Consider the following 26,439-nt stretch of genomic DNA (forward strand, 5'->3'; position numbering starts at 1 on the left):
GTGAAGGAAGGCGCTAAAGCGGATGCCTCCATTAGGGCCCCTGGCGGGCGGGAAGTCTTGATCCTGCGTGCCCGGGTTTTTGATTCAGCGCGCCACGGGCGAGGGCACCTACAAGTTATAGCGCGGTCGCCGGCCGGGAATGTTAGAGTTTCGTTAAACTATTAACTAAATACTTCGTGACCCTGAGCCCTATGTCCACACCTCGACAATCCCTGACCCTGGCCTTGCTGCAAGCGCGCGAGGCCGCGATGAGTTTTTTCCGTCCTTCCCTGAATGAACACGGCCTGACCGAACAGCAATGGCGCATCATCCGCATCCTTGAACAGCATGGTGAGTTGGAGATCTACCAACTGGCGGAACTGGCCTGCATCCTCAAGCCGAGCATGACCGGCGTACTGGTGCGCATGGAAGCGGCCGGCATGGTGCACCGGCGCAAGGCCGAACAGGACCAGCGCCGGGTGCTGATTACCCTGGCGGACAAGGGCAAGGCGAGTTTCGAGTCCATGAGCCAGTGCATGGAGGCCAACTACCAGCGTTTGCAGGATCAGTTTGGCGAAGAGAAATTCCAGATGCTGTTGGGGTTGCTGGATGACTTGAAGAACATCAAGCGCTGAACTAATGACTGAACCACCACCGGTCAACTGTGGGAGCTGGCTTGCCTGCGATAGCGCCGTGTCAGCTGGCTTATCTGTCGCTGATGCACCGCCATCGCAGGCAAGCCAGCTCCCACATGGATTTCAGTAGACACCACCGGTATTGGCAGCCACCGGTACGTCTTTGAACTTCCCGGCCAGGCTTTGCAGCCCCCGCATCAACACCGTGGTATCCACCCCCACCGCCACGAACGTCGCCCCCAACTCGATATAGCGTCGGGCGAGATTTTCATCCGCACTGAGAATCCCTGCCGCCTTACCCGCCTTGACGATACGCACGATGGCGTCCTCAATCGCCGCCTGTACCTGCGGATGCCCCGGGTTACCCCGGTGGCCCATGGACGCGCTCAAATCTGCCGGGCCGATAAACACCCCGTCCACGCCTTCGACGGCGGCGATGGCGTCCAGATTGGCCAGGCCCTCGGCATTCTCAATCTGCACCAGCAGGCACATCTGCGCATCGGCCTGGTCGAGGTAATCGGCGATGCTGTTCCAGCGCGAGGCGCGGGCCAGGGCGCTGCCGACCCCGCGAATACCCTGGGGCGGGTAGCGCAGGGCGCGCACCAGTTCCCGGGCCTGGGCGGCGTTTTCGACCATGGGCACCAGCAGCGTCTGGGCGCCGATATCCAGCAGTTGTTTGATCAGCGCCGTGTCGCCGATCACCGGGCGAATCAGCGCCTGGCTGGGGTAGGGCGCGATGGCCTGTAATTGCGCGAGCATCTCCCCCAGCTGGTTGGGCGCATGTTCGCCGTCGATCAGCAGCCAGTCGAAACCGGCGTTGGCGGCCAGTTCCGCGCAGTAGGCGTTGGCAAGGCCGAGCCACAGGCCGATCTGTACCTCGCGGTTGTGCAGGCGTTGCTTGAAGCGGTTGACAGGCATGTCCATGAAAGCACTCCTGGGTTCAGACGAAGCGGCAGGCAATCGAGCCGAGCAGGTCGTAGTCGACGTGGAAGGTATCGCCAGGGCGGGCTGCCACGGGGCGGGTAAACGAGCCGCCGAGAATCACCTGGCCGGGCAGCAGGGTGACGTCATAGGGCGCCAGCTTGTTGGCCAGCCACGCCACGCCTTTGGCCGGGTGGTTGAGCACCGCCGCCGACACCCCGGACTCTTCGATCACGCCATTGCGATACAACACCGCCGGCACCTTGCGCAGGTCGATCTCGGTGGGGCGCACGGCGCGGCCGCCGAGGACCACACCGGCGTTGGCGGCGTTGTCGGAGATGGTGTCGAACACCTTGCGGGTGGCGTTGGTATGCGGGTCGACCTGCTGGATGCGGGCGTCGATGATTTCCAGCGCCGGGATCACCCACTCGGTGGCGTCGAGCACATCGAACACCGTGCAGTTGGGCCCTTTGAGCGGCTTGCCGAGGATGAAAGCCAGTTCCACCTCCACCCGTGGCACGATGAAACGCTCGAAGGGAATGTCGCTGCCTTCGTCGAAAAACATGTCGTCGAGCAGAGCGCCGTAATCGGGTTCGGTGATATTCGACGACACCTGCATGGCCCGTGACGTCAGGCCGATCTTGTGGCCCTTGAGCGTGCGCCCGTCCTTGATCTTCTGGGCGACCCATTCACGCTGGATGGCGTAGGCGTCCTCGATCGTCATATCGGGGTAGTCGAGGGAAAACTGGCGCACCTGTTCGCGGCTGCGTTCGGCATGGTCCAGGTGGGCGGCGGCTGCGAGGATTTGCTGGGAGTCGAGCATGGCAACGGTCTCTAGTGTGGGTTGACGATGGCGGCCTGGGTGCGCAGCACCAGCAAACCACCGAGGGCGATAAACAGGGCGAGTACGTACAGGGCCAGGCTGGCGCTCTGGGTGGCGTCGCGCATCCAGCCGATCAGGTAGGGCGCGAGGAACGCCGCGATGCTGCCGAACGAGCTGATCATGGCGATGCCCGCCGCCTGGGTGGTGTGGGAGAGAAACGCCGGTGGCAGTTGCCAGAACATCGGCAGGGCGGCACTGGCGCCCATGCCGGCGACCACCAGCCCGCCCATCACCAGCAGCGCATTGCCGGGCGCCAGGCCCGCGACGGCGATACCGAGTGCCGCCATCAGCAACGGCACGCACAGGTGCCAGCGGCGTTCGCGGTGGCGGTCGGACGAGCGCCCGCAGCCGAGCATGAAGACGCAGCCGGCCAGGTACGGCACGGCGCTGAGCAAGCCGACCTGGCTGTCACGGCCGATGCCGGCGCCGTGGATCAGGGTGGGCATCCAGAACGCCAGGGTGTTGACCGCCAGCATCACCGCAAAGTACACGGCCACCAGCAGCCACACCTGCGGGTCACGCAGGATGCCGCCGAACGAGGTGATGGTCTTGCGCTGTTCCTCGTTGCTCAATTGGGTGCGCAGTTGCTGTTTTTGCTCGGCGCTCAGCCAGTGCACCGACTCGAAACTGTCCGGCAACCACTTGAGCACCACCAGCCCCAGCAGCACCACGGGTGCGCCTTCGATCAGGAACATCCACTGCCAACCGCGCAGGCTGCCGACGTCGTGGAAGTTCTCCAGGATCGCCCCGGAAATCGGCCCGCCCAGCACCCCGGCCATAGGCACTGCAATGGCAAACAAGGCAGTGACCTGGGCGCGACGGCGTGCCGGGTACCAACGGTTGAGGAATACCAGGATCCCCGGGAAAAAACCGGCCTCGGCCACACCCAGCAGAAAGCGCAGCACGTAGAACCCGCGCGCGCTCTCCACCCACAACATGCCGGTGGAGAGCAGGCCCCACACCACCATCAGGCAGGCGATCCAGCGCCGTGGTCCGACACGGTCCAGGGCAATGTTGCTGGGCACGCCGAACAATGCGTAGGCAATGAAGAACAGGCCGGCGCCGAAGCCATACACGGTGTCGCTGAAGTGCAGGTCGCTGCTCATCTGCATCTTGGCAAAGCCGATGTTGATACGGTCCAGATGGGCGAACAGGTAACACACCAGCAACAATGGCATCAGGCGCCAGGTCACCAAACGATGGGTACGGTCGTGCTCGGCAAGCCGCAGGCTTGCAGTGGAATGGGCTGTGCTCATGGCGTTGTTCTTTTTGTTGTAGGAGCGAGCTTGCTCGCGAAAAACGTTAACGAAAACGCAGCGCTGCCGGTGATCCGCGGGGCCTGTGGGTTTTTCGCGAGCGAGCTCGCTCCTACAGGGAGGGCGGGGCCGTTTCAGTTCGCCGGGTTGTTCAGGAACGCATGCACATTGTTCTGCTTGAAGTTGAGCTGCGGGTGCAGCTCGATCATCTCGAACGACAGCGCAAACAACCGTTGCGCCTGCAGCTCGGCGAAGTGTGCGGTGATCACCGCGAACACCGCTTGGGCGACTGCTTCGCGCGTCGCCAGGTCGCGGCCATGGCCGACCTTGAGGGTCATGTGTACAAAGGCATAATCGTGCTTGCCGTCGGCCATGCGCCAGGTGTCCAGGCGCACGCCGCGACTGCGAATGCCGCCCAATGGAAACACACCGCTGTCACCCAGCACGCGGTGGACTTTTTCAAACAGGCCGGGCAAATCGGCCTGCTGTTCGAGGTTGTCGGTGTACTCAGCGATAAAGTGCGGCATGGTGTTCTCCCAGGGTTAAAGCGGGAAAATCGCGTTGATCTGGCCGGTGCCCGAACTGCCGAACGGCGGCGTGATGATCTCGGTCGGCTTGGCATAGTCCGGCCCACCCAGCAGGCCCAGGAGCATGGCGGTGTCGTGCATCTTGCCTTCGCCAAAACAATGTTCGGCGTAGTCGGGCAACATGGCGCAGAACTCCTTGAAGCGACCTTGCTTCCACATTTGCACGACATGCAGGTCCACCTGCTTGTCGAATTCGCGGGTCCAGTTGTGGATATTCGCCTCAGCCTGGCGGTCGTCAGAGAACCGATGGGACAGCGAGCCGGACGCCAGCACCAGCACCTTGCGGTCGCTCTTTTCGATCGCCCGGCGCACGGCGGCGCCGAAGGCAAAGCTGTCTTCCAGGCGATGCCAGGCGCACCAGGCAGCGATGGAAATGACCTTGAATTTCTCTGCGTCGGGCACGCCCATATGCATGTAGCGCATGGGCACCAGGGTGCCGTATTCCAGCTCCAGGCTCGGGATGTTGTGGGCCATGCTGCGCACGCCGGCCAGGTTGGCTTCGGCGGCGATCAGCTCACCCAGCTCTGGGCAACCGGGGTAGGCGTAGTCCATGTTCTTGATGAAGTGCGGCAGTTCGTTGCTGGTGTAGGTGCCCTGGAACTGCTCGCCGCAATTGACGTGGTAGCCGCTGTTGACCAGCCAGTGCACGTCGAACACCACCGCAGTGTCGGCCCCCAGTTCGCGGGCACGCCGGCCGATCTCCTTGTGCCCGGCAATCGCCGCTTCGCGACAGCCGTGATGTTTGCCGGGCAGTTCCGACAGGTACATCGACGGTACGTGGCAGATCTTCGCTGCCAGAACCACTTCGCCCATGATGACTCTCCTGAATAATTATTCTTGTATGGCCTGTGAGGTCCCTGTGGGAGCTGGCTTGCCTGCGATGGCATCGACTCGGTGCGGCTGAAGGACCGCGGTGTCTGCATCGCGGGCAAGCCCGGCTCCCACAGGAGGCTTGTTTGAGCCTGGGCTACACGCCCCAACGCGGAATGTGATGACTGCCCATGGAAATACACACGTTCTTGATCTCGGCAAACACTTCGAAGCTGTACTGGCCGCCTTCACGCCCGGTGCCCGAGCCTTTGACTCCGCCAAACGGCTGGCGCAAATCCCGTACGTTCTGGCTGTTGATAAATACCATGCCCGCTTCGATACCGCGCGCCAGGCGGTGGGCCTTGCCGATGTCCTGGGTCCAGATGTAGGAGGCCAGCCCGTATTCGGTGTCGTTGGCCAATTGCAGCGCTTCAGCTTCGTCTTTGAACGGGATCAGGCACACCACCGGGCCGAAGATTTCTTCCTGGGCGATGCGCATCCGGTTGTTCACGTCGGCAAACACCGTCGGCTGGATAAACTGGCCGCGGCTGAGGTGCGCCGGCAGGTTGGCCGGGCGTTCCAGGCCGCCAGCCAGCAGCGTGGCGCCCTCGTCCAGGCCGATCTTGATGTAGCCGGTGACCTTGTCGTAATGGGCCTGGGTGATCATCGAGCCGACCTGGGTGTTCGGGTCCTGGGGGTCGCCGACGATCAAGCGCTTGGCTCGCGCCGCGAACTCGGCGACAAATTGCGGGTAGACGCTTTCCTGGATAAAGATCCGGCTGCCAGCGGTGCAGCGCTCGCCGTTGAGGGAAAAGATCGTGAACAACGCGGCGTCGAGGGCGCGTTCCAGATCGGCGTCTTCAAAAATCAGCACCGGCGACTTGCCGCCCAGTTCCATGGAATACTTTTTCAGGCCGGCGCTCTGCATGATTTTCTTACCGGTGGCGGTGCCGCCGGTAAAGGAAATCGCCCGTACATCCGGGTGGCGCACCAGTGCATCACCGGCGGTGGCGCCGTAGCCCTGGATCACATTGAGCACGCCGTCGGGAATCCCGGCTTCCACCGCCAGGCGCCCCAGTTCATTGGCGGTCAGCGGCGACAGCTCCGACATCTTCAACACCGCCGTATTGCCCAGCGCCAGGCACGGCGCGGTCTTCCAGGTGGCGGTCATGAACGGCACGTTCCACGGCGATACCAGCCCGCACACGCCCACCGGCTGGTACAGGGTGTAGTTGAGCATCTGGTCATCCACCGGGTAGGTGTGGCCGTCCATGCGGGTGCAGACTTCAGCGAAGAAATCGAAGTTGTGCGAGGCACGCGGGATCAACACGTTCTTGGTCTGGTGGATCGGCAGGCCGGTGTCCAGGGTTTCCAGCTCGGCCAGGTGTGGCACGTTCTGTTCGATCAACTCACCCAGTTTGCGCATCAAGCGCGCGCGCTCCTTGGCCGGCGTATTGGCCCACTTGGGGAACGCCGCCTTCGCCGCCGCTACGGCTTGCGCGACTTCTTCGGCGCCGCCGCTGGCGACTTCGCCGATGGCCTCGCCGGTGGCCGGGTTGTAGTTGATAAAGGTGTCTTTGCTTTCGACCTCACGGCCGTTGATCCAGTGTTTGATCATGGTGCTCAAGCCTCTTTGCGCGCGGAGAAAAACTCCGTTTCACTGACAATACGGTTGACCAGGCGGCCCACGCCTTCGACTTCCACCACGACCTCATCCCCCGGCACCACATCGGCCAGGCCCTCGGGCGTGCCGGTGGCGATCATGTCGCCCGGTTGCAGGGTCATGAAGCTGGACAGGTATTCGATGAGGTAGGGGATATCGAAAATCATGTCTTTCGTGCTGCCTTCCTGGCGCAATTCGCCGTTGATCCAGGTACGCAATTTCAGGTTGCCTGGGTCGGGCACATCGGCCACGTCGACAATCCACGGGCCGACCGGGGTGGTGGCGTCGCGGTTTTTCACGCGCAGGTTGGGGCGGTAGTAGTTTTCCAGGTAGTCGCGGATCGCGTAGTCGTTGCACACCGTGTAACCGGCCAGGTAGTCCAGGGCGTCGGCGCGCTTGACGTTGCGCGCGGTCTTGCCGATCACCGCCACCAGCTCGCACTCGTAGTGCATGTAGGCGACGTTGTCGGGGCGCCAACTGACTTGGCGGTGACCGGTGTAAGTGCCCACCGATTTGATGAATGCCAGCGGTTCGGTCGGCGGCGTAAAGGCCAGTTCGGCGGCGTGGTCGGCGTAGTTCAAACCCAGGGCGAACATGTTGCCGGTGGCGGGTGGCAGCCATTGCACCTGGTCTTCGGCCAGCAACCGCCCATCCTTCAGGCGCACGCTGCAGTCGGCTTGCACCAATACGTTGTGGGTTGCACCTTCAAAGTGGATACGTGCGCGTTTCATGCCGATGCCTCCGTTGCAATGGTGTTGCTCAGGCGGCCAATGCCGGTGATATCGACCTCAACCTGGTCGCCTGGCTGCACATCCACGCGGCCTTGCGGGGTGCCGGTGATCAGCACATCGCCGGGGTACAGGGTCATGAACTCGCTGATCTCGGCGATCAATTGCGGGATGTCGCGTACCCAATCGGCGGTAGAGCTTTCCTGGCGCAGCTCGCCATTGACGAACAGCTTGAGGCTCAATTGATTGGGGTTGGCCACTTGATCCCGCGCCACCAACTGCGGGCCCAGGGCGCAAAACCCATCGCGGCATTTGGCTTTGACGGCGGGGCGGTAGTAGCTGTCTTCCGGCAGGCTGAATTCATTCACCACCACATACCCGGCCACATGCGCCATGGCGTTCTCCAGGCTGACACGGCTGGCGCGCTGGCCGATCACCACACCCAGCGCCGGGCCCGGCTGCAGGCGCTCGCCCGCAGGCTGCAGCACTACGCCGCCATGGGCATTGCGGGTGTTGGGGGTTTTGATAAACAGCACCGGCTTGGTCGGCGGCTGCTGGTAGGGCGGCTGTTGGAAGGCGGCGAGATGCTGGTCCAGCAGGCCCTGGTAGTTCAGCGCAACGCCGAACAGGGTGCCGCTGGCAACATCATGCAGGGTTCGGCTCATGCGTTTCTCCTGGCGGTGACGACGGCTGCACAGGCCGTTCGTTAAGTTGTTAACGTTATAATTAATATGTTAACTACCGTCAAGCGTGGCACACTGCGCTGGCCTCACAACAACAAGAAGAGAGCCCCGTGAAGCCGATTCCCAACATCAACATCGGGCAGGTCTACGACCAGCGCTACAGCGACGCCGAGGTGCATTACGACAAGCTCGGCAACCTGGCGGGGTTTTTCGGGCGCAATATGGCGGTGCATCGCCATGACCGGTTTTTCCAGGTGCATTACGTCAAGAGTGGTGCAGTGCGGGTGTATCTGGATGACCGCCAGTACGTTGAATCGGGACCGATGTTTTTTCTCACGCCGCCCACGGTGGCCCATGCTTTTGTCACCGAAGCCGATGCCGACGGGCATGTGTTGACGGTGCGCCAGCAGCTTGTATGGGGATTGATCGACGCCGACCCCAGCCTCGCCTCCGGCGCCGCATGTGTGGCCTTGACTGGCGACGCTGAGGGCTTGGAACAACTCTTCGAGGCGCTGTGCAGTGAGATCAACGCCGAACGGGCAGGGCGCGCCGCCGCCCTCGACAGCCTGACGCGGTTGATCATGATCCGCCTGCTGCGCCTGTGCGCCCACGCCCAGCCGGCACGCCCGACAGCCCACGAAGACCTGCGCATCTTCCATCGTTTCAACGAGCTGATCGAAGCCCACTACCTGGAACATTGGCCGTTGGCGCGTTATGCCGAGAGTATTGGCGTGACCCAGGCGCGGCTCAATGAAGTGTGCCGACGCATTGCCGACCTGCCGTCCAAGCGCCTGATCCTTGAACGGCTGATGCAAGAGGCCAAGCGCCTGCTGTTGTTTACCGGCAGTTCCGCGAATGAAATCTGCTACCAGCTGGGGTTCAAGGACCCTGCGTATTTCAGCCGGTTTTTTTTGCGCTATGCACAGATGACACCGGGGGAGTACCGGCTGCGGCAGTCGGGGTTGCGCTGATATCCCAGGCGCCACCCAGTGCGGTATACAAATTCACCTCGGCGACCAACTGCGCCAGCCGGTCCACAATCAGCGCCTGTTGCGCGCTGAACAGCGAACGCTGCGCATCGAGGAACGTCAGGTTGCTGTCCACGCCGCTGCGGTAACGGTGCTCGGCCAGGTCATAGTAGTTCTGGTTGGCGGCGACGAAATCCCGTTGCGCCGCCAGTTGGTCGTTGAAGGTCTGGCGTGCGGCGAGGCCGTCGGCAACTTCCTGGAAGGCGCCCTGGATGGATTTTTCGTACTGGGCCACCGTGATGTCCTTCTGCAGCCTGGCGTAATCGAGGCTGGCGCGCAGGCTGCCGGCGTTGAAGATCGGCAGGTTGATCTGCGGCTGGAAGGTCCAGCTACCCGAGCCGCCCTTGAACAGCCCCGACAGCTCCTTGCTGGTGCTGCCGGCGTTTGCCGTCAGGGTCACGGAAGGAAAGAACGCAGCACGGGCCGCACCGATATTGGCGTTGGCCGCCTGCAACTGGTATTCGGCCTGGAGGATATCCGGGCGGCGTTGCAGCAGGTCCGAGGGCAAGCCGGCGGGCACGCGGGCGACCAGATCGTCGGCCAATGGGCGCGCAGGCAGGTGTTCATCCACCGGGCCACCCACCAGCAGCGTGAGGTTGTTGAGGTCCTGGGCCACCTGGCGTTCATAGCGGGCTACGCTGGCGCGGGTACTTTCCACTGCTGTGCGCGCTTGCACTACGTCCAGCGCCGAGGCTTTGCCTGCGCTTTTACTGCGGCTGGTCAATTGCCAGCTGTGGTCGTTGGCGACCAGGGTTTGCTCGGCCAGGGCCAGCAGTTCCTGATCGGCGCGCCAGGTCAGGTAGGCATTGGCGACGTTGGCCACCAGGCTCAATTGCGTACTGCGCCGCGCTTGTTCGGTGCCCAGGTAAGTGAGCAGCGCCTGTTCGCTGAGGCTGCGCACGCGGCCGAACAGATCCAGTTCGTAAGCGCTCAGGCCCAAGGTGGCGGAGTAATTGGAGGTTATCGCTGACTTGCCGGTGCCGGTCACGCTCCCCGGCAGCTTCTGGCGCTTGCCGGCGCCTGTGGCAGAGATCGCCGGGAACAGATCCGCGCGCTGTATTCGGTACTGGGCCTGGAACGCTTGCACATTCAGGGCCGCCACTCGCAGGTCGCGGTTGTTGACCAACGCATCATTAATCAGCTGTTGCAGCGCCGGGTCGCGGAACAGCTGCTGCCAGTCCGAGTTTTGCGCCTGGGTGCCGGCCTGTGCCAGGCGGTACACGCCGCCTTGGGGGTACTGCGCAGGCGTCGGCGCGGCTGGTCGCTGGTACTCGGGAATCAGCGAGCAACCGCCGAGCATCCAGGCCATGCCGACGGTGCACAGTGCTCGTGTGTTCATCAGGCGCCCACCATCCATTTGGCCAGGCCATGCCGGCCGCTCACGCCCAGCTTGGCGGCGGCGCGCTTGAGGTAGGTCTCGATCGAGCTGTTTTTGACACTGAGTTTCTCCGCGATTTGCGGCACGGTACCGCCGGTCAGCAGGCCCAGGCACACCTCCTGTTCCCGCGCCGAAAGGGTGATGTCGCTCAAAGACAAGCGTTTGTAGAACTCACGCTGCAACTGCGATTGTTCCAACACGGTATGGGCCGGCTCAGTCTCGGCGTGCGGCGCCTGGCGCAGGCTCTGGGCGTGCCGTTCCATCAACGGCAACAGCGTGTCCGACAAGCACTTGAGAAACGACAACTCAGCCAGGGAGAACCCCTGCTGCGTCGGCGGGCGGTAGAACGAAATCACACAGCGTCGATTGCCCTGGCGCGATACCAGGTTGCACTGGTGCGAAGTACCGCGCGGATGCGCGCTGTTGGCCTTGGCGTTCATCTGGATCAGCAGCGGGTCTTGCATGTGCAGCATCTGCCGCAGCAACGGGTGGTCGTTCAGCGCATGCAAGGTCTGGGGCACCGACAAATCCTTTTTTACCCCGGCGCTGCCCAATAACTTGATGTCCAGCACGCGGTCACGCAGTTCATCCAGGGCCCATTCGCTGAGGTCTACCAGGTGAATCGGTACCCACTTGCCCACCAGTTGCAACATCGTGGCGGCGAAATGTTCGTCGCCGCTGTTTGAAATCAACTCGCCCATTTCGGCATAAAAATGCGGGCCGCAGGTGTCGCCAATACTTGGGGTCAGACTCATAGCCATCTCATCCTTGATGTCGAAAACCGTCAACGGTTGCCCAGGGCCTGTGCAGGGCACTCCGTACTGCTTGAACGTAACTCGGCGTTCGAGATTTTATTTAGCCATAGGGATTTGTCCTACGTATGTAGCGGAAACGAGGGACACAAGCTGCCATAAAAGCTGCGCCATTAATCCGACGTTTCTCGTGAATTAAGCCGGCTACGTACAGGTGTAAGTTGTTTTTATTTTTAGCTAAGTTATTGATGTAAATAATGAATTATTAAAATCAACGGATTATCCAGAGGCTCGGCATGGATGAGCTGTAGCCAATCTCCTACAACGCTTTAATCGTTTCAGCCATGAACCTTCGATCAAGGCCTATCCATCCATTTGAATGTCCGGGTTTCGGGTGTCAGACACCCCTCGGCGGCCATGCTCCAATCCGGCAACTTCGGCGTAATGGGCCACCTCTGCGCGGCCAGTGCCTGACCCCCATGAGAAGGATCTTATGCAGTATTCCTCCAGCCAGCCGGCCCGCTTCCCCCTCACTGGCGCCCAACAAGACATTTGGCTCGACCAACTGCGCGTGGGCGATTCGCCGCTGTACAACATTGGCGGCTATCTGGATTTTGCCGGCACCGTCGAGCCCGAACGCATGCAGCATGCTGTCGCACTGCTGGTGGCCCGTCACGATGCACTACGCACCCAACTGCACACCGACGCCAATGGCCTGCCTGGGCAAACATTCGCCCCGGAGCTGAAGGTGGAAATGGCGCTGCATGATTTCTCCGCGCTGCCCGACCCATCCGCGGCAAGCCAAACCTTCATGCAGGCGCAAATGGCTCGGCCCTACGCCCTGAGCGGCGAGCCACTGTGCCGTTTTTTCCTGGTCAAACTTGATGATGATCATTACCGCCTCGGTACCCAGGCTCATCACCTGATCCTCGACGGCTGGGGCTTCGGCCAGATGCTGCAATCCCTCGCGCAGCTCTACAGCGCCCTGGAGCAGGGGCGCGCCACCGAGCCACTGGCGCCTTCCTACATCGACTTTATCGACACCGACCAACGCTACCTGCAATCGGCCCGCTACGCCCGCGACCGCGACTATTGGCTGAGCAAATACCAGATACTGCCCGAGCCGCTGCTCAGCCCCAGGCACAACACCAAAACGTCGAGCAACACCTGGGTGCAAGGCTTTCCGGTACAGTTGCTCAACCGCATGGAGCAGGTTGCCAACCACTACCAGGCGTCGGCCTTTCATGTGTTGCTGGCGGCGATGTATGTGTATTTCACCCGCACCGGCCAACGGCAGGAATGGGGAGTGGGCCTGCCGATTCTCAACCGCTCCAACGCGCGTTTTCGCGCCACTGTGGGCCTCTTCACCCAGGTCAGCGCGGTACGTTTTGCGTTCAACGAGGGCGTGTCTTTCGGTGCTCTGGTACGGGGCATCCGTGATCAGCTCAAGCAGGATTTTCGTCATCAGCGCTTCCCGTTGAGTGAGATGAACCACGAACTGGGCTTGCGCCGAACAGATCGCGGGCAACTCTTCGACGTGTCGGTATCGTTCGAGCAGGACGACCACGACCTGCGCTTCGGTCAGGTCCAGGCCCGCGCGATCAAAGTCTCCAATCACCATGAAGCGCTACCGCTCGCCATTCACTTGCGCAGCAACCGTTACCAGGACAATGCGTGGCTGCATTGCGTCTACAACGAGGCGTATTTCCAGGCGCACGATGTGCAGGCGTTGGCCCAGCGTTTCATCGGGCTGCTGGAGCAGGGGTTGGAGGACACTGCGCTGCCCATCGGCGAGTTTTGCATGCTGCTGCCCGAGGAGCAGGCCCGACTGCTGCACTGGAACGCCACCGCGCAGCCCAACGCTACGCCGCAAACCCTGCACCAGCGCATTGAAGCCCAGGCCGCACGCACGCCCCACGCGATTGCGGCGGTGTTTCAGGACCGTTCACTGAGCTACACCCAACTCAACCGCCAGGCCAATGCACTCGCCCATCAACTAGTGGCGCTCGGCGTACAGCCCGATGACCGTGTCGCAATCCTGGCCCGGCGTGGCCTTGACACCCTGGCGGGGCTGTTGGCGATCCTCAAGGCCGGCGCCTGCTACGTGCCGCTTGACCCGGCCCATCCCGGCGAACGCCTGGAGTACCAGCTGCACGACAGCGCGCCCGCGGCCATCCTGACTCAGCGCGATTTACGCCAGCGTCTGCCCGTCTCGACGGTACCGGTGATCGCGCTGGAGCCTGGTAGCGCATCCATCGACAGTAACCCTCAGGTTGCCGTCACGCCGTCGAACCTGGCTTACGTGATTTACACCTCGGGTTCCACCGGGTTGCCCAAGGGTGTGATGGTCGAACATCACAGCGTGTCGAACCTGGTGGACTGGCATTGCCAAGCGTTCGACCTGCATGCGGGCAGCCACACTGCCAGCGTCGCCGGCTTCGGTTTTGATGCCATGGCCTGGGAAGTCTGGCCGGCGTTGTGCGTGGGGGCGACCTTGCACCTGCCACCGGCCCATGAAGGCGCGGAAGATATCGACGCGTTGCTCGGCTGGTGGCGCTCGCAACCATTGGATGTGTGTTTCCTGCCCACGCCTGTGGCCGAATATGCGTTCAGCCAGGGGCTGGGGCATCCTACCTTGCGCACCTTGCTGATCGGCGGCGACCGCCTGCGCACCTTCCCCCAGGCACAGACGTTCGCGGTGGTGAACAACTATGGCCCCACCGAAGCCACCGTTGTGACGACCTCGGGGCGCGTTGAGGTGGGCCAGCCGTTGCATATCGGCGCGCCGGTCGCCAATGCCCGCGTCTACCTGCTGGACGCGCAGCAACGCCCGGTGCCGATTGGCGTGGCGGGGGAGTTGTATGTCGGCGGCAAGGGCGTGGCGCGGGGGTACCTGAACCGTGCCGAGTTGAGTGCCGAACGGTTTATCGACGACCCTTTCAGCGGCGCTCGCATGTACCGCACCGGCGACCTGGCGCGCTGGCTGCCAGACGGCAATCTCGACTACCTGGGGCGCAATGACGACCAGGTAAAAATCCGTGGCGTGCGCATCGAGCTGGGGGAAATCGAGTCGGCCCTGGCCAGCCATCCGGCGCTTCAGGACGCGGTGGTGCAGTTTCGCGACGGGCAATTATGGGCGTGGTTCGTGCCCCGTCAGCCTGTGGAAATCGAAGTGCTGCGCACTCACCTGCAAGCCTCGCTGCCGGACTACATGCTGCCGGCGGCTTACGTGTGCCTCGACGCGTTGCCCCTCACCGCCAACGGCAAGCTCGACCGCCGAGCCTTGCCGTCACCGACCCAGGAAGCCTTTATCACCCGCCGCTTCGAAGCGCCACAAGAGGGCGTGGAGACCACACTGGCGCAGATCTGGGCCGAGTTGCTGAATGTGCAGCCAGTGGGCCGCCATGACCATTTCTTCGAGCTGGGCGGGCATTCGCTGTTGGCGGTGCAACTGGTGCAGCGCATGCGCGAGGCCGGCCTGCGCGCCGATGTGCAAGTGCTGTTCGGCCAGCCCACCCTGGCGGCGCTGGCGGCGGCGTGTGTCGGTCACGAACAGGCGGTGCCGGCCAATCGAATCCCGGCCGGTTGCACCCATATCACCAAGGATTTGCTCGTTCTTGCCGAACTTGACCAAACCAGCCTTGACCGCATCGTCGCCGGCATCCCTGGCGGCGCCGCCAACGTGCAGGATATCTATCCGCTGGCGCCGTTGCAGGAAGGGTTGCTCTACCACCACCTCACCGATGCGCACGACCCGTACCAGCAACAAGCGCTGTTCAGCTTCGCGCGCCGCGAGCAGTTGGATGCCTTCGCCAGTGCCCTGCAACAGGTGATCGATCGCCACGATATTTTGCGCACCAGCCTGGTGTGGGATGCCCTGGAACAACCGATGCAGGTGGTGTGGCGCCAGGCGCAGCTGCGGGTTGAAGTGCTGCGCGAACCGGCGCAACCCCTGGACTTGCGCCAGGCGCCGCTGATGGCCCTGGATTACGCCGAGGAGCCCCAGCACCAGCGCTGGGTCGCCAGGCTGCGCTTTCATCATCTGGTCAACGATGCCACGTCGACCACGCTGCTGGTGGACGAGATTCGTGCCCATCTGCTGGGTCAACAGGCGCAACTGCCTGTGCCCGTGCCTTATCGCAACATGGTCGCGCAGTCCCGCTCAACGGCTCGCCAGGCGGCGCACGAGGCGTTCTTTCGAGAGCGTCTGGCGGATGTCGATGAGCCGACCTTGGCGTTCGGCCTACAGAAGCGTCAGGCCCTGCGTGCCGAGACCGAAGAGGCGCAGCGCTCGCTCAGCGACGCGCTCAATCTGCGCCTGCGCAGCCAGGCCCGAGCCCTGGGGGTCAGTGCCGCGAGCCTTTTTCACCTGGCCTGGGCTCAGGTGCTCAGCCGTGTAGCCGGCCGCGAAGATGTGGTGTTCGGTACCGTGCTGCTCGGCCGCTTGCGAGCCGGCGAGGGGGCCGAGCGGGCCTTGGGCATGTTTATCAACACCTTGCCGCTGCGCCTGCGCCTGGCCGGGCAAAACGTGGCGGATGCGCTGCACGACACTCACGCGCAACTGAGCGCTTTGCTCGCCCATGAACAGGCGTCCCTGGCGTTGGCCCAGCGTCGTAGCGGCGTGCCGGAACTGTTCAACAGTTTGCTCAACTATCGTCACACCTCGGCGGACCCTGGACTGAACCTTGTGCCGGGCATTGCCTTGCTTAGCAGTGAAGACATCCTCAGTTACCCGTTGATGCTCACGGTGGACGACACGGCCAGCGGCTTCCGGCTCAAGGTCATGGCCCCGGACACAGTGGGCGCTGAACCTGTCTTGAGCTACTTCGACACCGCGCTGAACGGCCTGCTGGACGCATTGGAAAGCACGCCGGATATGCCGCTGCGCGGTGTGCAGGTGCTGCCCGCGAGCCAGTTGCAAACTCTATTGGTGGACTTCAACGCAACCTCCACCGACTACCCAAAAACGCTGACCGTGCAAGCGCTGTTTGAAGCCCATGCGCGGCGAATCCCCGATGCCATTGCGGTGCAGGCGGGTCAGCACGCATTGACCTACCGCCAACTCAACGAACGTTCCAACCAACTGGCTTTTCACTTGCGTGAGCACGGCGTACAACCGGACTCGCGGGTGGCGCTGTGCGTGGAGCGTGGGTTGGACTTGGTGGTGGGCTTATTGGGAATTCTCAAGGCGGGCGGCGCCTATGTGCCGCTCGACCCAGGTTACCCACGCGAGCGCCTGGCCTACATGCTCACAGACAGCCAGCCAGTGGCGCTGTTGGTACAAGCTGCCACTCGCGAAGGGGTGGGCGATGTCTCGATCCCGCTGATCGACTTCGACCACTGCACCTGGAATCAGGCGCCAATCGACAATCCAAGCGTGCCAGGCTTGAGCGTCGCCAATCTCGCCTACGTGATGTACACCTCGGGCTCCACCGGCACGCCCAAGGGTGTGATGATCGAGCACCGTGGCCTGGGCAACCTGTTGCATTGGGGCTCGCAACTGTGCCCGAACGCCGAAGGCGGCGCCTTGTTGCAGCGCGCGCCGTTCAGCTTCGATGGTTCTGTGTGGGAGCTGTTCTGGCCGTTGAGCAACGGCATGCGCCTGGTGTTGGCGCGGCCCGATGGGCACCGTGAACCGGCGTACCTGGCCCAGGTGATTCGTGAGCAGCAGATCAGGGTGATCCAGTTCGTGCCCGCCATGTTGCAGCAGTTTCTGGACCTGGACGAATCGGCCCTGTGCACCAGCCTCACCGATATAGTGTGCGGCGGCGGCGAACTCACCGCCGCCTTGGCCCGTGGCGTGCAGGCGCGCTTGCCCACGGTGCGCTTGCATAACGTGTACGGCCCCACCGAAGCCACGGTGGACAGCTGCGCCTGGACCCTCGAACCCGGCGCGCCGGTGCCCGCCTTGCAACTACCGATTGGCCGCGCCATCAACAACACCCGCCTGTATGTCCTGGACGCTCATGATGCGCCGGTGCCCATGGGTATCAGCGGCCAACTGCACATCGGCGGCGTCGGCGTTGCCCGTGGTTACCTGGGCTTGGAACAGCTGACCGCCGAACGTTTCATCGAAAGCCCCTTCGTGCCCGGCGACCGCCTGTATCGCACCGGCGACCTGGTGCGCTACCTGCCAGACGGCACTCTTGAATTCCTTGGGCGTAACGACTTCCAAGTCAAGCTGCGCGGTGTGCGCCTGGAGCTGGGAGAGATCGAAGCACGCCTGGCCGCCCACCCGGCGCTGCACGAGGTGGCGGTATTGATTCGCGATGAGCGCCTGGTGGCCTACTTCACCCTGCGCGGCCAGGCGCCGAGCCTGCAAGCCTTGCGTGACCATGTGCTGGAGCACCTGCCGGAATACATGGTGCCGGCCGCCTTCGTGCAACTCGACGCACTGCCCCTCAACCCCGCCGGCAAACTCGACCGCAAGGCCCTGCCGGCGCCAGGGCTGGAGGCCGTGCTTAGCCGAGCCTACGAAGCGCCAGTGGGCGAGGTGGAAACCCTGATGGCCGGGATCTGGGCTGACGTGTTGAAGCTCGAACGGGTAGGGCGCCATGACCACTTCTTTGAACTGGGCGGGCACTCCCTGTTGGCAGTGAACCTGGTAGCCCGCCTGCGCAAGGCGGGGCTGGACGTGGACGCACGCACCTTGTTCAGCCAGCCCACGCTGGCGCAACTGGCCGCCAAAACGCTGGCGCAGGCCCCGCGCGTAGAAGCTCCCGAAGCCGCCATCCCCCAACTCAACCGCCGTCGACGGATTTAGCTGACTAGTGGCGAGGGGAGCTTGCGGTGGAAGCGGGCTTGCTCGCGAAAGCGGCCTGACAGCCGATATTGATTCGACTGATGCCCTGCGAACCCATGTGGGAGCTGGCTTGCCTGCGATGGTCATAGGTATCTACACAACTTTGTAGCCTGTAGCCGCCGACGGTAACCACGATGCGAAGCGAGCCGCTCTTGATCTTGATCTGCTTTTGATCTTAGGCGCCCCGTTAAACCACGCTGTCGGATTACGGGAACACCGAGACTAGGCGAGGTGCCGAGTGGTGGGGCAAGAGCCTTTTGGTTACTTTTGGCTGGGCCGGCATTCCGGCTCTTTTCAACAGTGACCCGCTGTAAAAGCGGAACCAATAGCAGCCATTGCCGCAGGAACGGATATGTACGCGGTCTGACCCGAGATACTGGTCGGCTTTAAGGCCGCCTTCGCAGGCAAGCCAGCTCCCACATTGGATCGCGGGGCATCAGTTATATCAGCGTCGGCTGTCAGGCCGTCGCGGGAGCAAGCTCTCTCGCCACAGGTCCTGCGTCGCATTAAAGTTGTGTAGATATCTATGCTGCGATGGCATCGACCCGGTTCGCCTGAACTACCAAGGTATTTGCATCAATACCAAGGTAGGAGCGATCCACCGTAGTCTTGGCAATCGCCAACAAATGCCACACCGCCAGAATCTTCGCCATGAAAAAAGGTCAGCAAGCAACAGTACCTCAGCGTATCCCCGGAACAAACGCCACACTCCCTCCCTCACGCACCTTGAACAACCGCTCCCCATTATCCGGTTGCGTAGTCACCACCTGATGATCCACCCCCAGAAACACCAACGGCGCGGGCTCGTCCTTGGAATACTGCGCGACGATTATCGTGCGTTGCGGATCAAACCTCTGGCCGCTGGTTTTCTCCAGCCAGGCCATGAATGCAGCGCTGTCGCCCTGGCGCGGGAAGTCCTGGCTTTCGCTGACGTAGTAGAAAGGTTTGCCGTGGTTTTGCAGGTACATGGGCAGTTTGTTGTCGACCTCTACCAGCACCAGTTGCCATTGGTTCCAGGGTGCGCTTTTTTCTGCCTGGGCTTGCAGGTCGGCGGCGAAGCGGGTGACGCCGCCGTTGCCGTTGGTCCAGGGGTAGATCACGCCCAGCACCAGCAAGAGCAGGCCTGCGCTGAGGCCAATGCCTGTTTGCCAGCGCGGCCAGCTCGAAGGTTTTTTGTGCAGGCGTTCACTCAGCCACCAGGCGGCGAGCAGTTGGGCGAAGGGCACCAGCGGCAACACGTAGTAGCTGCGGCGGCTGCCGCTGGCGGTGAAGAATACAAACAACAGGCCCAGGCCCCACACTAGCCAGCGTACGTTGGGCGGCGCCCTGCGCCAGTTGCGCACGGCCAGCCACAGGCCAAGTAACCAGCAGGGTGCCCAGGGTAGGGTGTAGACCGGCAGGTAGATCAGGTAGGTGTAGATCGGCCCCATATGGTCGAAGGGGTCGAAGAAGCGCACCACGTTTTCGCGGAACACCAGCTCCAGGCCGCTCTCGCCGTAAGTGGGGGCGCCGTAGCGGTGGGACAGTACAAAGGGAATCGCGTACACGATGCCTGCGATGAGCAGGGCCAGCACCAAGCGCAGGTTGAGGTGGCGTTTGTAGCGGTGTTCGCTGAGCAAGTGTGGCAACAGCACCAGGCCTGGCAGCACCACACCGATCAAGCCCTTGAACAGTGAGGTGGCGGCCAGCAACAGGAAAAACACCGTGTAGCGCCCCAACCGCGTGTCATCCGGCCCACGCCAATACCACCACACCGCTGCCAGCACGCCGCACACGGTGAGGACATCGGCGGTGGCCACGCGGGCCCAGAACAGGAAGTAGAAGGTGGTGGCGAGCATCCACCCGGCAATCAGCCCGGTGCCTTTACGAAACAGGCGTTCACCGATCAGGTACACCAGCCAGATGCTCAACCACGCGGCAATCACCGATGACAGGCGCAGCGACCACGGGCCGAGGCCGCCGAGCAGATGGGCAAACCCGGTGATCAGCCAGTAGGAGGGCAGGGGTTTGTCGTAATACGGCGTGCCTTTGAGGTATGGGTCGAAATAGTCACCGCTTTGCAGCATCTGCAAGGCGATATTCGCCCAGCGCGTTTCCGGCCCCCACAGTTCGCGGCTGCCCAGGCCCAGCAAGAGCAGCAAGGCCGAGATGCCCAGCAGTAACACCAGGGCGCCGCGTTCGGTTTTCCAGAAACTCATGGGATGTTCCCCGTGGCAGGCGCTGCATTCAAGGTTGTTGGGAGTAAATCGTCAGTACCAGGTTGCCCTTGCGATAGCGTTTGCCGCCGGGCGGCAACTGCCCTTCTTCACGGTGTTCGCTGGTGCTCTTGACCTGCATCAGCACGCCGACCGACCCGTGTTGGCGGGCCTCGGCCAACCAGGCCTGGACACTATCCGGCGTGACCTTGCGCTGTGCCGCGTCTTCGTAGTTCAAGCCATAGCGCAGCTCTCCCTGGGTGTTATAAAACGCCACATCGGGCCGGCGCAGGCGCCAGGTCAAGGCCGATGCCAGGCCCAGGTCATTGCTCAGCAAAGCACGGGTAGGTTGCAGTTCGTCCAGATGTTCCAGCACGAACTGGTCGGGCATCTCGTTATCTTCGATCAGAGCCGGCATGCCCGCCGGTAGCAATGCCACCAGCAAACCAATGCCCAGGGCAGGCATCGCCCACAACGTCAGCGGGCGCACCGCTTGCAACAGGTTGGCAAGGATCCAGCCCAGCAGCACGATAAACGTCAGGGACAGGTTGAACATCTCCGCATGGCTATTGCTGTACAGCGGGCGGGTGATTTGCAGGTAGATCAGCACCACCATGGCCGTCATGCCAAGCACGAAATTGAGCGCGCCGTTGATGACTAGCGTGCGCGCCTTGCCTTGCTTGATCAGGTCGATCAGACCGTGGCCCATTAACAAGGCCAGGGGCAACAGGCACGGCATGATGTAGGTCGGCAATTTGCCTTTGCTCAGGCTGAAAAAGCCCAGGGGAAGCAGCAGCCACAGGGCGAGAAAGGCAATCGCCGGCTGGCGCTTTTCCTGCCAGGTTTTTAGCAGGGTGCCGGGTAGCAAGGCAGCCCACGGCAGGCATGCCACCACCATGATTGGCAGGAAGAACCACAGCGGCCGAGCATGCTGTGCGTTGTCGGCGGCAAAGCGGCGGATATGCTCATGCCAGAAAAAGAAATGCCAGTAATCCGGTTCGCGCAGGTGGATCGCCAGGGCCCATGGCAGGCACACCAGCACGGCAACCAGCACCGCCAGCGGCCCGTAGCGCATCAACTCACCGACGCGCCGCTGCCAGACCAGATAGGGCACGGCGATCAACACCGGCAACAGCCAGGCCAGGAACCCTTTGGTCATGAACCCCATGGCGCAGGCCACGCCCAACACCGCCCAGGCACCCAGGCGTTCCCATGGCGTGCGGCAGTCCAGGGCAAACCACAACGCCACTAGGCTCAGGTTCACCCACAGGGTGAATTGCGGGTCGAGGTTGGCATACCCGGCTTGCCCGGCCACCAGGCCAAAACTCAGGTAGAGCAGGGCGCAGGCAAAGCTCTTGCGCGGCTCGTTCCACACGCGACGGGCGAGCAGGTAGGCCAGCACCACACTCAAGCCCGTGCTCAGCACTGAGGCGATACGCACGCCGAAGAGGTTTTCACCGAACACCGCCTGGCCAAGGGCGATCAGCCAATAGCCGGCGGCGGGCTTCTCGAAATAACGCACGCCCATGAAGTGCGGCGCCACCCAGTTACCGCTCATCAGCATTTCCTGGCTGACCTGGGCGTAGCGGGTTTCGTCCGGCGTCCATAAACCGTGAAAGCCCAGGGGCAACAGGAAGAACACGGCAACGCCCAGCAATAGCCAGGACACAGGGTTTATGCGGGGCATGCGCACATCGCTCCATAACGTTCAAGTACGGGCAATGGCGGTATTAACTTAATAGGGCGAAGCATCGTAAGGATCATTAAGTTGTTGTTGGAGAGCATAACTAACAGGCGCGGCTAAACATGCCAGAGTGGGGCTGTCATTTTGCTGAACGTCTCAAGGCTTAATATGTAAACAAGTGTAATTAAAGTTGTTTAAGTGCGGCGGTCCACTCTTCGCTGTTCATGGTGCCCATGGCCTTGAAGGTGCCGTTGGGCAGCACCTTGACGAACAGTGCGCTGCCGTACTCTGCAGCGGCTGCGTGAGGGAAGCCGAGGCTGGTCTGGAAGTCGCTCATGCAGGCGCTGTGGGTGATCAGCATCAGGTTGCGTCCCGGCTGTTTGTGGCCGAGGATTTCACCGCCCATGGCGTCGCCGCAGATGGCCAGCGGGCCGGGGGACAGCTCGGTCTTGCCGAACATGAACAGTGACGTCTGGGCGGTTCGCGTGGTGGGGCTGCTGAGCACGTCGGTCAGAGCCATGCCCAATGAATCAAAGGCTTTGCCCAGTTCAACGGCGCGTTCAGTGCCGTTGATGGTCAGGCCATCGGCAGGGCCGAAGCAGGGGTTGGCCGAGCGGTCGCAGCGCTCCTCATGGCGCACCAGCACCACCAACTCACCCTCACGCCAACCGGCGAGCACCCCGGAGGTCACCAGGCGATTGCCCACGCCCAAGTCCAGGGGCGAGCTGGGCCAGAATAAAAAGCCCGTCAACAACAAGGCGGTAACGCTGATGCCAAGCAGGTGCAGGCGGTATTTTCTCAGGCGTTTTAACCTTGACCTTTTGGGTTGGGGGTTGGCCAGGATCATGTCTGCCACGCGGTTCATCCTCGGCACTGTTTATTGTGTTTATAAAAAGGCTGCACGACTGGGCAGTTGCCCTTGGTGAGGCAGGAGACTGTCACAGCACCGCTGTCTTTTTGCTGAACACTTGCATGTTAAGAGTGTCACTTGGATTAACTAATAAGTTGTGGGTTACCACGAGTTGGCGGGCACTTTAAAGTTCGGTGGATGCGCAGACGGTGAAATCCATGTGAAAAATTTGCGTGGGCAGCAGCGTCAGCCGTTATTCTCATTGCTGGTCCTTCAGATGAGCGTTCTTATGTTGCAGGTGCAAGGTGTTGTTAAAAACTACGCGACCCCGCAAGGCCCGCTGACCGTTCTGGCTGGCGTCGACCTGCACCTGGGTGAACGCAGCAGCCTGGCGCTGATGGGCGAATCGGGCAGTGGCAAAAGCACCTTGCTGCACCTGGTGGCTGGGTTGGACCGAGTGGACGCTGGCAGCATCCGCATCGGCGAGCAACGCCTTGACCAACTCAACGAAGGGCAACTGGCCCATTGGCGCCGCACGCAAATCGGTCTGGTCTTCCAGCAGTTCAACCTCATCGGCAGCTTGCGCGTGGAAGACAACCTGGCGTTCCAGGCGCGGCTGGCGGGGCGTTTCGACCCGCACTGGCAAGCGCAATTGGTGGAGCGCCTGGGGCTGGGCGACTTGCTCCGGCGTTACCCCGAGCAACTCTCCGGTGGCCAGCAGCAACGGGTTGCCGTCGGGCGGGCGCTGGCCTCGCGGCCGGGTTTGTTGCTGGCTGACGAACCCACCGGCAACCTCGACGAAGCCACCAGCGATGAAGTGCTGCAACTGCTGTTGGACCTGCTGCGGGACAGCCCGACCAGCCTGTTGATGGTCACCCACAGCCCGCGCCTGGCGGCACGGCTTGACCGGCAAGTGGTGCTGCACCGTGGGCGTGTAGTGCCAATGGACGCTCGCTGAGATGGCGCTGTTTTACTGGACGCTGCGCGCGTTGCTGAGCCACTGGCGGCGTCATCCGGTGCAATTTTTCAGCGTGCTCACCGGCCTGTGGCTGGCCACCGCGCTACTGACCGGCGTGCAGGCCCTCAACAGCCAGGCGCGGGACAGCTACGCACGCGCCAGCCAATTGATCGGGGGCGAACCCCAAGCCAGCCTGGTTGCGCCGGACGCCGCCAGTTTCCCCCAGGCACTGTTTGCCGAGCTGCGCCGCGCCGGCTGGCCGGTATCCCCGGTGGTGCAGGGGCGAGTGGTGCTCCAGGGGCGTGAGCAGCAGCGTCTGCAACTGATGGGCATCGACCCGGTGTCGTTGCCCGGCAGCGGCAGCGTGGCGGGGCAACGCTTGAGCCAGGCGCAGATGCTGGCGTTTTTCGAGCCGCCGGGGCGTACCTGGGTCGCTGCGCAAACGTTAGAGGCGCAGGGGTTGCAGGCGGGCGAGCAGCCGCTGACGTCCACCGGGCAACGCCTGCCACCGTTGCAGGTACAGGCCGATATGGCGCCCGGCCTGCTGCTGACCGATATCGGCTTTGCCCAACCCCTGCTCAACATGCCTGGGCGCCTGTCGCGCCTACTGTTGGACAACACCTTCGCCGCCCACCACCCCACGCCACCCGCCGCGTTGCAACTCAAGCAGGGCGAGGACAGCAACCTGTCACGCCTCACCGAAAGCTTTCACCTGAACCTGGATGCGGTGGGTTTTTTATCCTTTGTGGTGGGGCTGTTTATCGTGCATGCGGCCATCGGCCTGGCCCTGGAACAGCGCCGTGGCCTGCTGCGAACCTTGCGCGCTTGTGGAGTCAGCGCACGCATGCTGATCCTGAGCCTGGGCGTCGAATTGGGCGCTTTGGCGGTGTTGAGCGGTGTGCTCGGTATCGCCAGCGGCTACCTGCTGGCCAGCCTGTTGCTGCCGGATGTCGCCGCCAGTTTGCGCGGCCTGTACGGCGCCGAAGTCGCCGGCCAATTGAACTTGAGCCCCTGGTGGTGGCTGGCCGGCCTGGGCGTGAGCCTGCTCGGCGCGTTGCTCGCCGGAGCCAGCAGCCTGTGGCGCGCAGCGCGTTTGCCGTTACTGGCGCTGGCCAACGCCCAAGCCTGGCATCAAGCCCATGGGCGCTGGCTGCGGCGCCAGGGGTGGGTGGCGTCCGCGGCCCTGGCGATCGCGTTATTGGCGCTGTGGCTGGGCGATAGCCTGGCCGCCGGGTTTGTGCTGATGGCGGCCTTGCTGTTGGGCGCGGCGTTGGCATTACCGGTGCTGCTCAACGGGTTATTGAAAGCCGTGCTGGGGCGTAGTCGCTCGGTACTGGGCCAGTGGTTCCTGGCCGATTGCCGCCAGCAACTGCCGGCCTTGAGCCTGGCGCTGATGGCGTTGCTGTTGGCCCTGGCGGCGAATATCGGCGCCGGCTCCATGACCTCGGGCTTTCGCCAGACCTTCACCCATTGGCTGGAGCAACGCCTCACCGCCGAGCTGTACCTCAACCCGCAAAATCCGCAGCAGGCCGAGCAACTGAAGACGTGGTTGACCCGTCAGCCCCTGGTGCAGGCCGTATTGCCCGCCTGGCAGGTGGCGGTGCAACTGCAAGGCTGGCCCGCCGAGGTGTTCGGCGTGGTCGACAACCCCACTTATCGTCAACACTGGCCGTTGCTGGAGGCAGTGGACGCGCCCTGGGACCGCTTGCTGCAAGACGACAGCCTGATGCTCAGCGAACAACTGGCGCGACGCCTGAAGGTGCAACTGGGCGACACGGTTTCCATCCCCACCCCGCAGGGCACCTGGGCGCCGAAGATCGTCGGCATCTACGCCGACTACGGCAACCCCAAGGGCCATCTGCTGGTCAATGCCCGGCACCTGTTGGCGCATTGGCCGACGCTCTCACCGGCACGCTTCAACCTGCGGGTAGCGCCTGCCGACGTGCCGTCGCTGATCCGTGAAGTGCAGCGTGAGTTCGCCCTGGAAGACAGCCGCATCGTCGACCAACAGCAACTCAAGGGGTGGTCCAGCCAGGTCTTCGAACGCACCTTCGCTGCCACCGCCGCGTTGAACAGCCTGACCCTTGGCGTCGCCGGCGTGGCGCTGTTCATCAGCCTGCTGACCCAGAGCCAAAGCCGACTCGGCCAACTCGCGCCGTTGTGGGCGCTGGGCGTGACTCGCCGACAATTGATGCTGCTCAACCTCGGCCAGACCTGGCTGCTGGCGGTACTCACGTTGATCCTGGCGTTGCCGCTGGGGCTGTTGCTGGCGTGGTGCCTGGATGCGGTGATCAACGTGCAGGCCTTCGGCTGGCGCCTGCCGCTGCAGGTATTCCCCGGGCAGCTTGCGCAATTGCTGGGGCTGGCGATGCTTGCCACCTTGCTCGCGTCGGCCTGGCCCTTATGGCAGTTGTACCGCAGCCGTCCGGCGGATTTGTTGAGGACGTTCGCCCATGAAGATTAAGGCATTGGCGTGCATCGCCTGGTTACTGCTGAGCGGCTGCGACCAGGCGCCCGCACCCGAGGACAGTTTCGCCGGGCTGGGCAGCGATGCGGCGGACTTTGCCCAGGTGGTGCCCGGCAAAGTCTTCAGTTTTCCCGAGGACCACGGGCCCCACGACGGCTTTCGTATCGAATGGTGGTACGT

At 62.8% G+C, this 26,439-nt stretch carries 19 protein-coding genes and 1 pseudogene; 6 read left to right on the forward strand and 14 right to left on the reverse strand.

Features of this window, described 5'->3' with window-relative positions; translation table 11 throughout:
- Positions 1-191 precede the first annotated feature (191 nt).
- Positions 192-614 (forward strand): homoprotocatechuate degradation operon regulator HpaR, encoded by a 423-nt coding sequence (gene hpaR, locus GIW79_RS18170; protein WP_032896376.1) that lies wholly within the window; start codon positions 192-194, stop codon positions 612-614.
- A 123-nt stretch (positions 615-737) separates the two neighbouring features.
- Here hpaR and hpaI read toward each other — a convergent pair whose 3' ends face one another.
- The 8 genes from hpaI to GIW79_RS18210 form a co-directional block, all read right to left on the reverse strand.
- Entirely contained in the window at positions 738-1,538 is an 801-nt protein-coding gene (hpaI, locus tag GIW79_RS18175) for a 4-hydroxy-2-oxoheptanedioate aldolase (protein WP_236453417.1), read from the reverse strand.
- Between the two features lie 16 nt (positions 1,539-1,554).
- Positions 1,555-2,358 (reverse strand): 2-oxo-hept-4-ene-1,7-dioate hydratase, encoded by an 804-nt coding sequence (gene hpaH / locus GIW79_RS18180; protein ID WP_236453435.1) that lies wholly within the window; start codon positions 2,356-2,358, stop codon positions 1,555-1,557.
- Between the two features lie 11 nt (positions 2,359-2,369).
- Entirely contained in the window at positions 2,370-3,674 is a 1,305-nt protein-coding gene (locus tag GIW79_RS18185; protein WP_236453438.1) for an MFS transporter, read from the reverse strand.
- A 134-nt stretch (positions 3,675-3,808) separates the two neighbouring features.
- Entirely contained in the window at positions 3,809-4,201 is a 393-nt protein-coding gene (locus tag GIW79_RS18190) for a 5-carboxymethyl-2-hydroxymuconate Delta-isomerase (protein WP_236453441.1), read from the reverse strand.
- A gap of 15 nt (positions 4,202-4,216) precedes the next feature.
- A complete protein-coding gene (gene hpaD / locus GIW79_RS18195; RefSeq protein ID WP_236453443.1) occupies positions 4,217-5,074 on the reverse strand; it encodes a 3,4-dihydroxyphenylacetate 2,3-dioxygenase in 858 nt (285 codons plus the stop codon).
- A 154-nt stretch (positions 5,075-5,228) separates the two neighbouring features.
- Complete coding sequence (gene hpaE, locus GIW79_RS18200; protein WP_072446196.1) at positions 5,229-6,689, reverse strand: 5-carboxymethyl-2-hydroxymuconate semialdehyde dehydrogenase; 1,461 nt, start codon at positions 6,687-6,689, stop codon at positions 5,229-5,231.
- Positions 6,690-6,694: 5 nt separating this feature from the next.
- Positions 6,695-7,465 carry a fumarylacetoacetate hydrolase family protein gene (locus tag GIW79_RS18205; protein WP_054917481.1) on the reverse strand — a complete coding sequence of 257 codons (771 nt, stop codon included), beginning with the start codon at positions 7,463-7,465 and terminating at the stop codon, positions 6,695-6,697.
- Positions 7,462-8,127, reverse strand: coding sequence for a fumarylacetoacetate hydrolase family protein (locus GIW79_RS18210; protein ID WP_236453456.1), 666 nt, complete (start codon positions 8,125-8,127; stop codon positions 7,462-7,464). The genes GIW79_RS18205 and GIW79_RS18210 overlap by 4 nt, the downstream gene beginning before the upstream one ends.
- A gap of 128 nt (positions 8,128-8,255) precedes the next feature.
- Between GIW79_RS18210 and hpaA the strand changes: the two genes are divergently transcribed.
- Positions 8,256-9,116, forward strand: coding sequence for a 4-hydroxyphenylacetate catabolism regulatory protein HpaA (gene hpaA / locus GIW79_RS18215; protein ID WP_054917478.1), 861 nt, complete (start codon positions 8,256-8,258; stop codon positions 9,114-9,116).
- Here the strand turns inward: hpaA and adeC are convergent.
- Both adeC and GIW79_RS18225 read right to left on the reverse strand, forming a co-directional pair.
- The gene (adeC, locus tag GIW79_RS18220) at positions 9,043-10,512 is read right to left on the reverse strand and encodes an AdeC/AdeK/OprM family multidrug efflux complex outer membrane factor (RefSeq protein ID WP_198790586.1); all 1,470 of its coding nucleotides are present in this window, start codon (positions 10,510-10,512) and stop codon (positions 9,043-9,045) included. The genes hpaA and adeC overlap by 74 nt on opposite strands.
- Positions 10,512-11,306 (reverse strand): helix-turn-helix transcriptional regulator, encoded by a 795-nt coding sequence (locus GIW79_RS18225; protein WP_198790585.1) that lies wholly within the window; start codon positions 11,304-11,306, stop codon positions 10,512-10,514. Before GIW79_RS18225 ends, adeC begins: the two co-directional genes overlap by 1 nt.
- 490 nt (positions 11,307-11,796) lie before the next feature.
- Between GIW79_RS18225 and GIW79_RS18230 the strand changes: the two genes are divergently transcribed.
- Entirely contained in the window at positions 11,797-18,066 is a 6,270-nt protein-coding gene (locus GIW79_RS18230) for a non-ribosomal peptide synthetase (protein WP_236453458.1), read from the forward strand.
- 563 nt (positions 18,067-18,629) lie between these two features.
- On the opposite strand, the gene GIW79_RS29615 is transcribed toward GIW79_RS18230, so the two are convergent.
- The 4 genes from GIW79_RS29615 to GIW79_RS18245 all read right to left on the reverse strand — a co-directional run bounded on the left by GIW79_RS29615 (position 18,630) and on the right by GIW79_RS18245 (position 22,849).
- Entirely contained in the window at positions 18,630-18,758 is a 129-nt protein-coding gene (locus GIW79_RS29615; protein ID WP_254989796.1) for a hypothetical protein, read from the reverse strand.
- 27 nt (positions 18,759-18,785) lie between these two features.
- On the reverse strand, positions 18,786-20,303 hold the full coding sequence (locus tag GIW79_RS18235) for an ArnT family glycosyltransferase (RefSeq protein WP_127880769.1): 1,518 nt from the start codon (positions 20,301-20,303) through the stop codon (positions 18,786-18,788).
- A gap of 28 nt (positions 20,304-20,331) precedes the next feature.
- Entirely contained in the window at positions 20,332-21,987 is a 1,656-nt protein-coding gene (arnT, locus tag GIW79_RS18240; protein ID WP_057974983.1) for a lipid IV(A) 4-amino-4-deoxy-L-arabinosyltransferase, read from the reverse strand.
- 181 nt (positions 21,988-22,168) lie between these two features.
- Entirely contained in the window at positions 22,169-22,849 is a 681-nt protein-coding gene (locus tag GIW79_RS18245; RefSeq protein ID WP_236453461.1) for a histidine phosphatase family protein, read from the reverse strand.
- A 274-nt stretch (positions 22,850-23,123) separates the two neighbouring features.
- Between GIW79_RS18245 and GIW79_RS18250 the strand changes: the two genes are divergently transcribed.
- The 3 genes and pseudogenes from GIW79_RS18250 to GIW79_RS18260 form a co-directional block, all read left to right on the forward strand.
- Positions 23,124-23,792 (forward strand): ABC transporter ATP-binding protein, encoded by a 669-nt coding sequence (locus tag GIW79_RS18250; protein WP_020301318.1) that lies wholly within the window; start codon positions 23,124-23,126, stop codon positions 23,790-23,792.
- A 1-nt stretch (position 23,793) separates the two neighbouring features.
- Positions 23,794-26,256 (forward strand): ABC transporter permease, encoded by a 2,463-nt coding sequence (locus tag GIW79_RS18255; protein WP_236453464.1) that lies wholly within the window; start codon positions 23,794-23,796, stop codon positions 26,254-26,256.
- A pseudogene (locus GIW79_RS18260) lies at positions 26,246-26,439 on the forward strand (lipocalin-like domain-containing protein); the annotation flags it as partial. The gene GIW79_RS18255 and the pseudogene GIW79_RS18260, both read left to right, overlap by 11 nt.

The sequence above is a fragment of the Pseudomonas sp. PA-7-1E genome (assembly GCF_021605325.1).
Lineage (GTDB): Bacteria > Pseudomonadota > Gammaproteobacteria > Pseudomonadales > Pseudomonadaceae > Aquipseudomonas > Aquipseudomonas fluorescens_BV.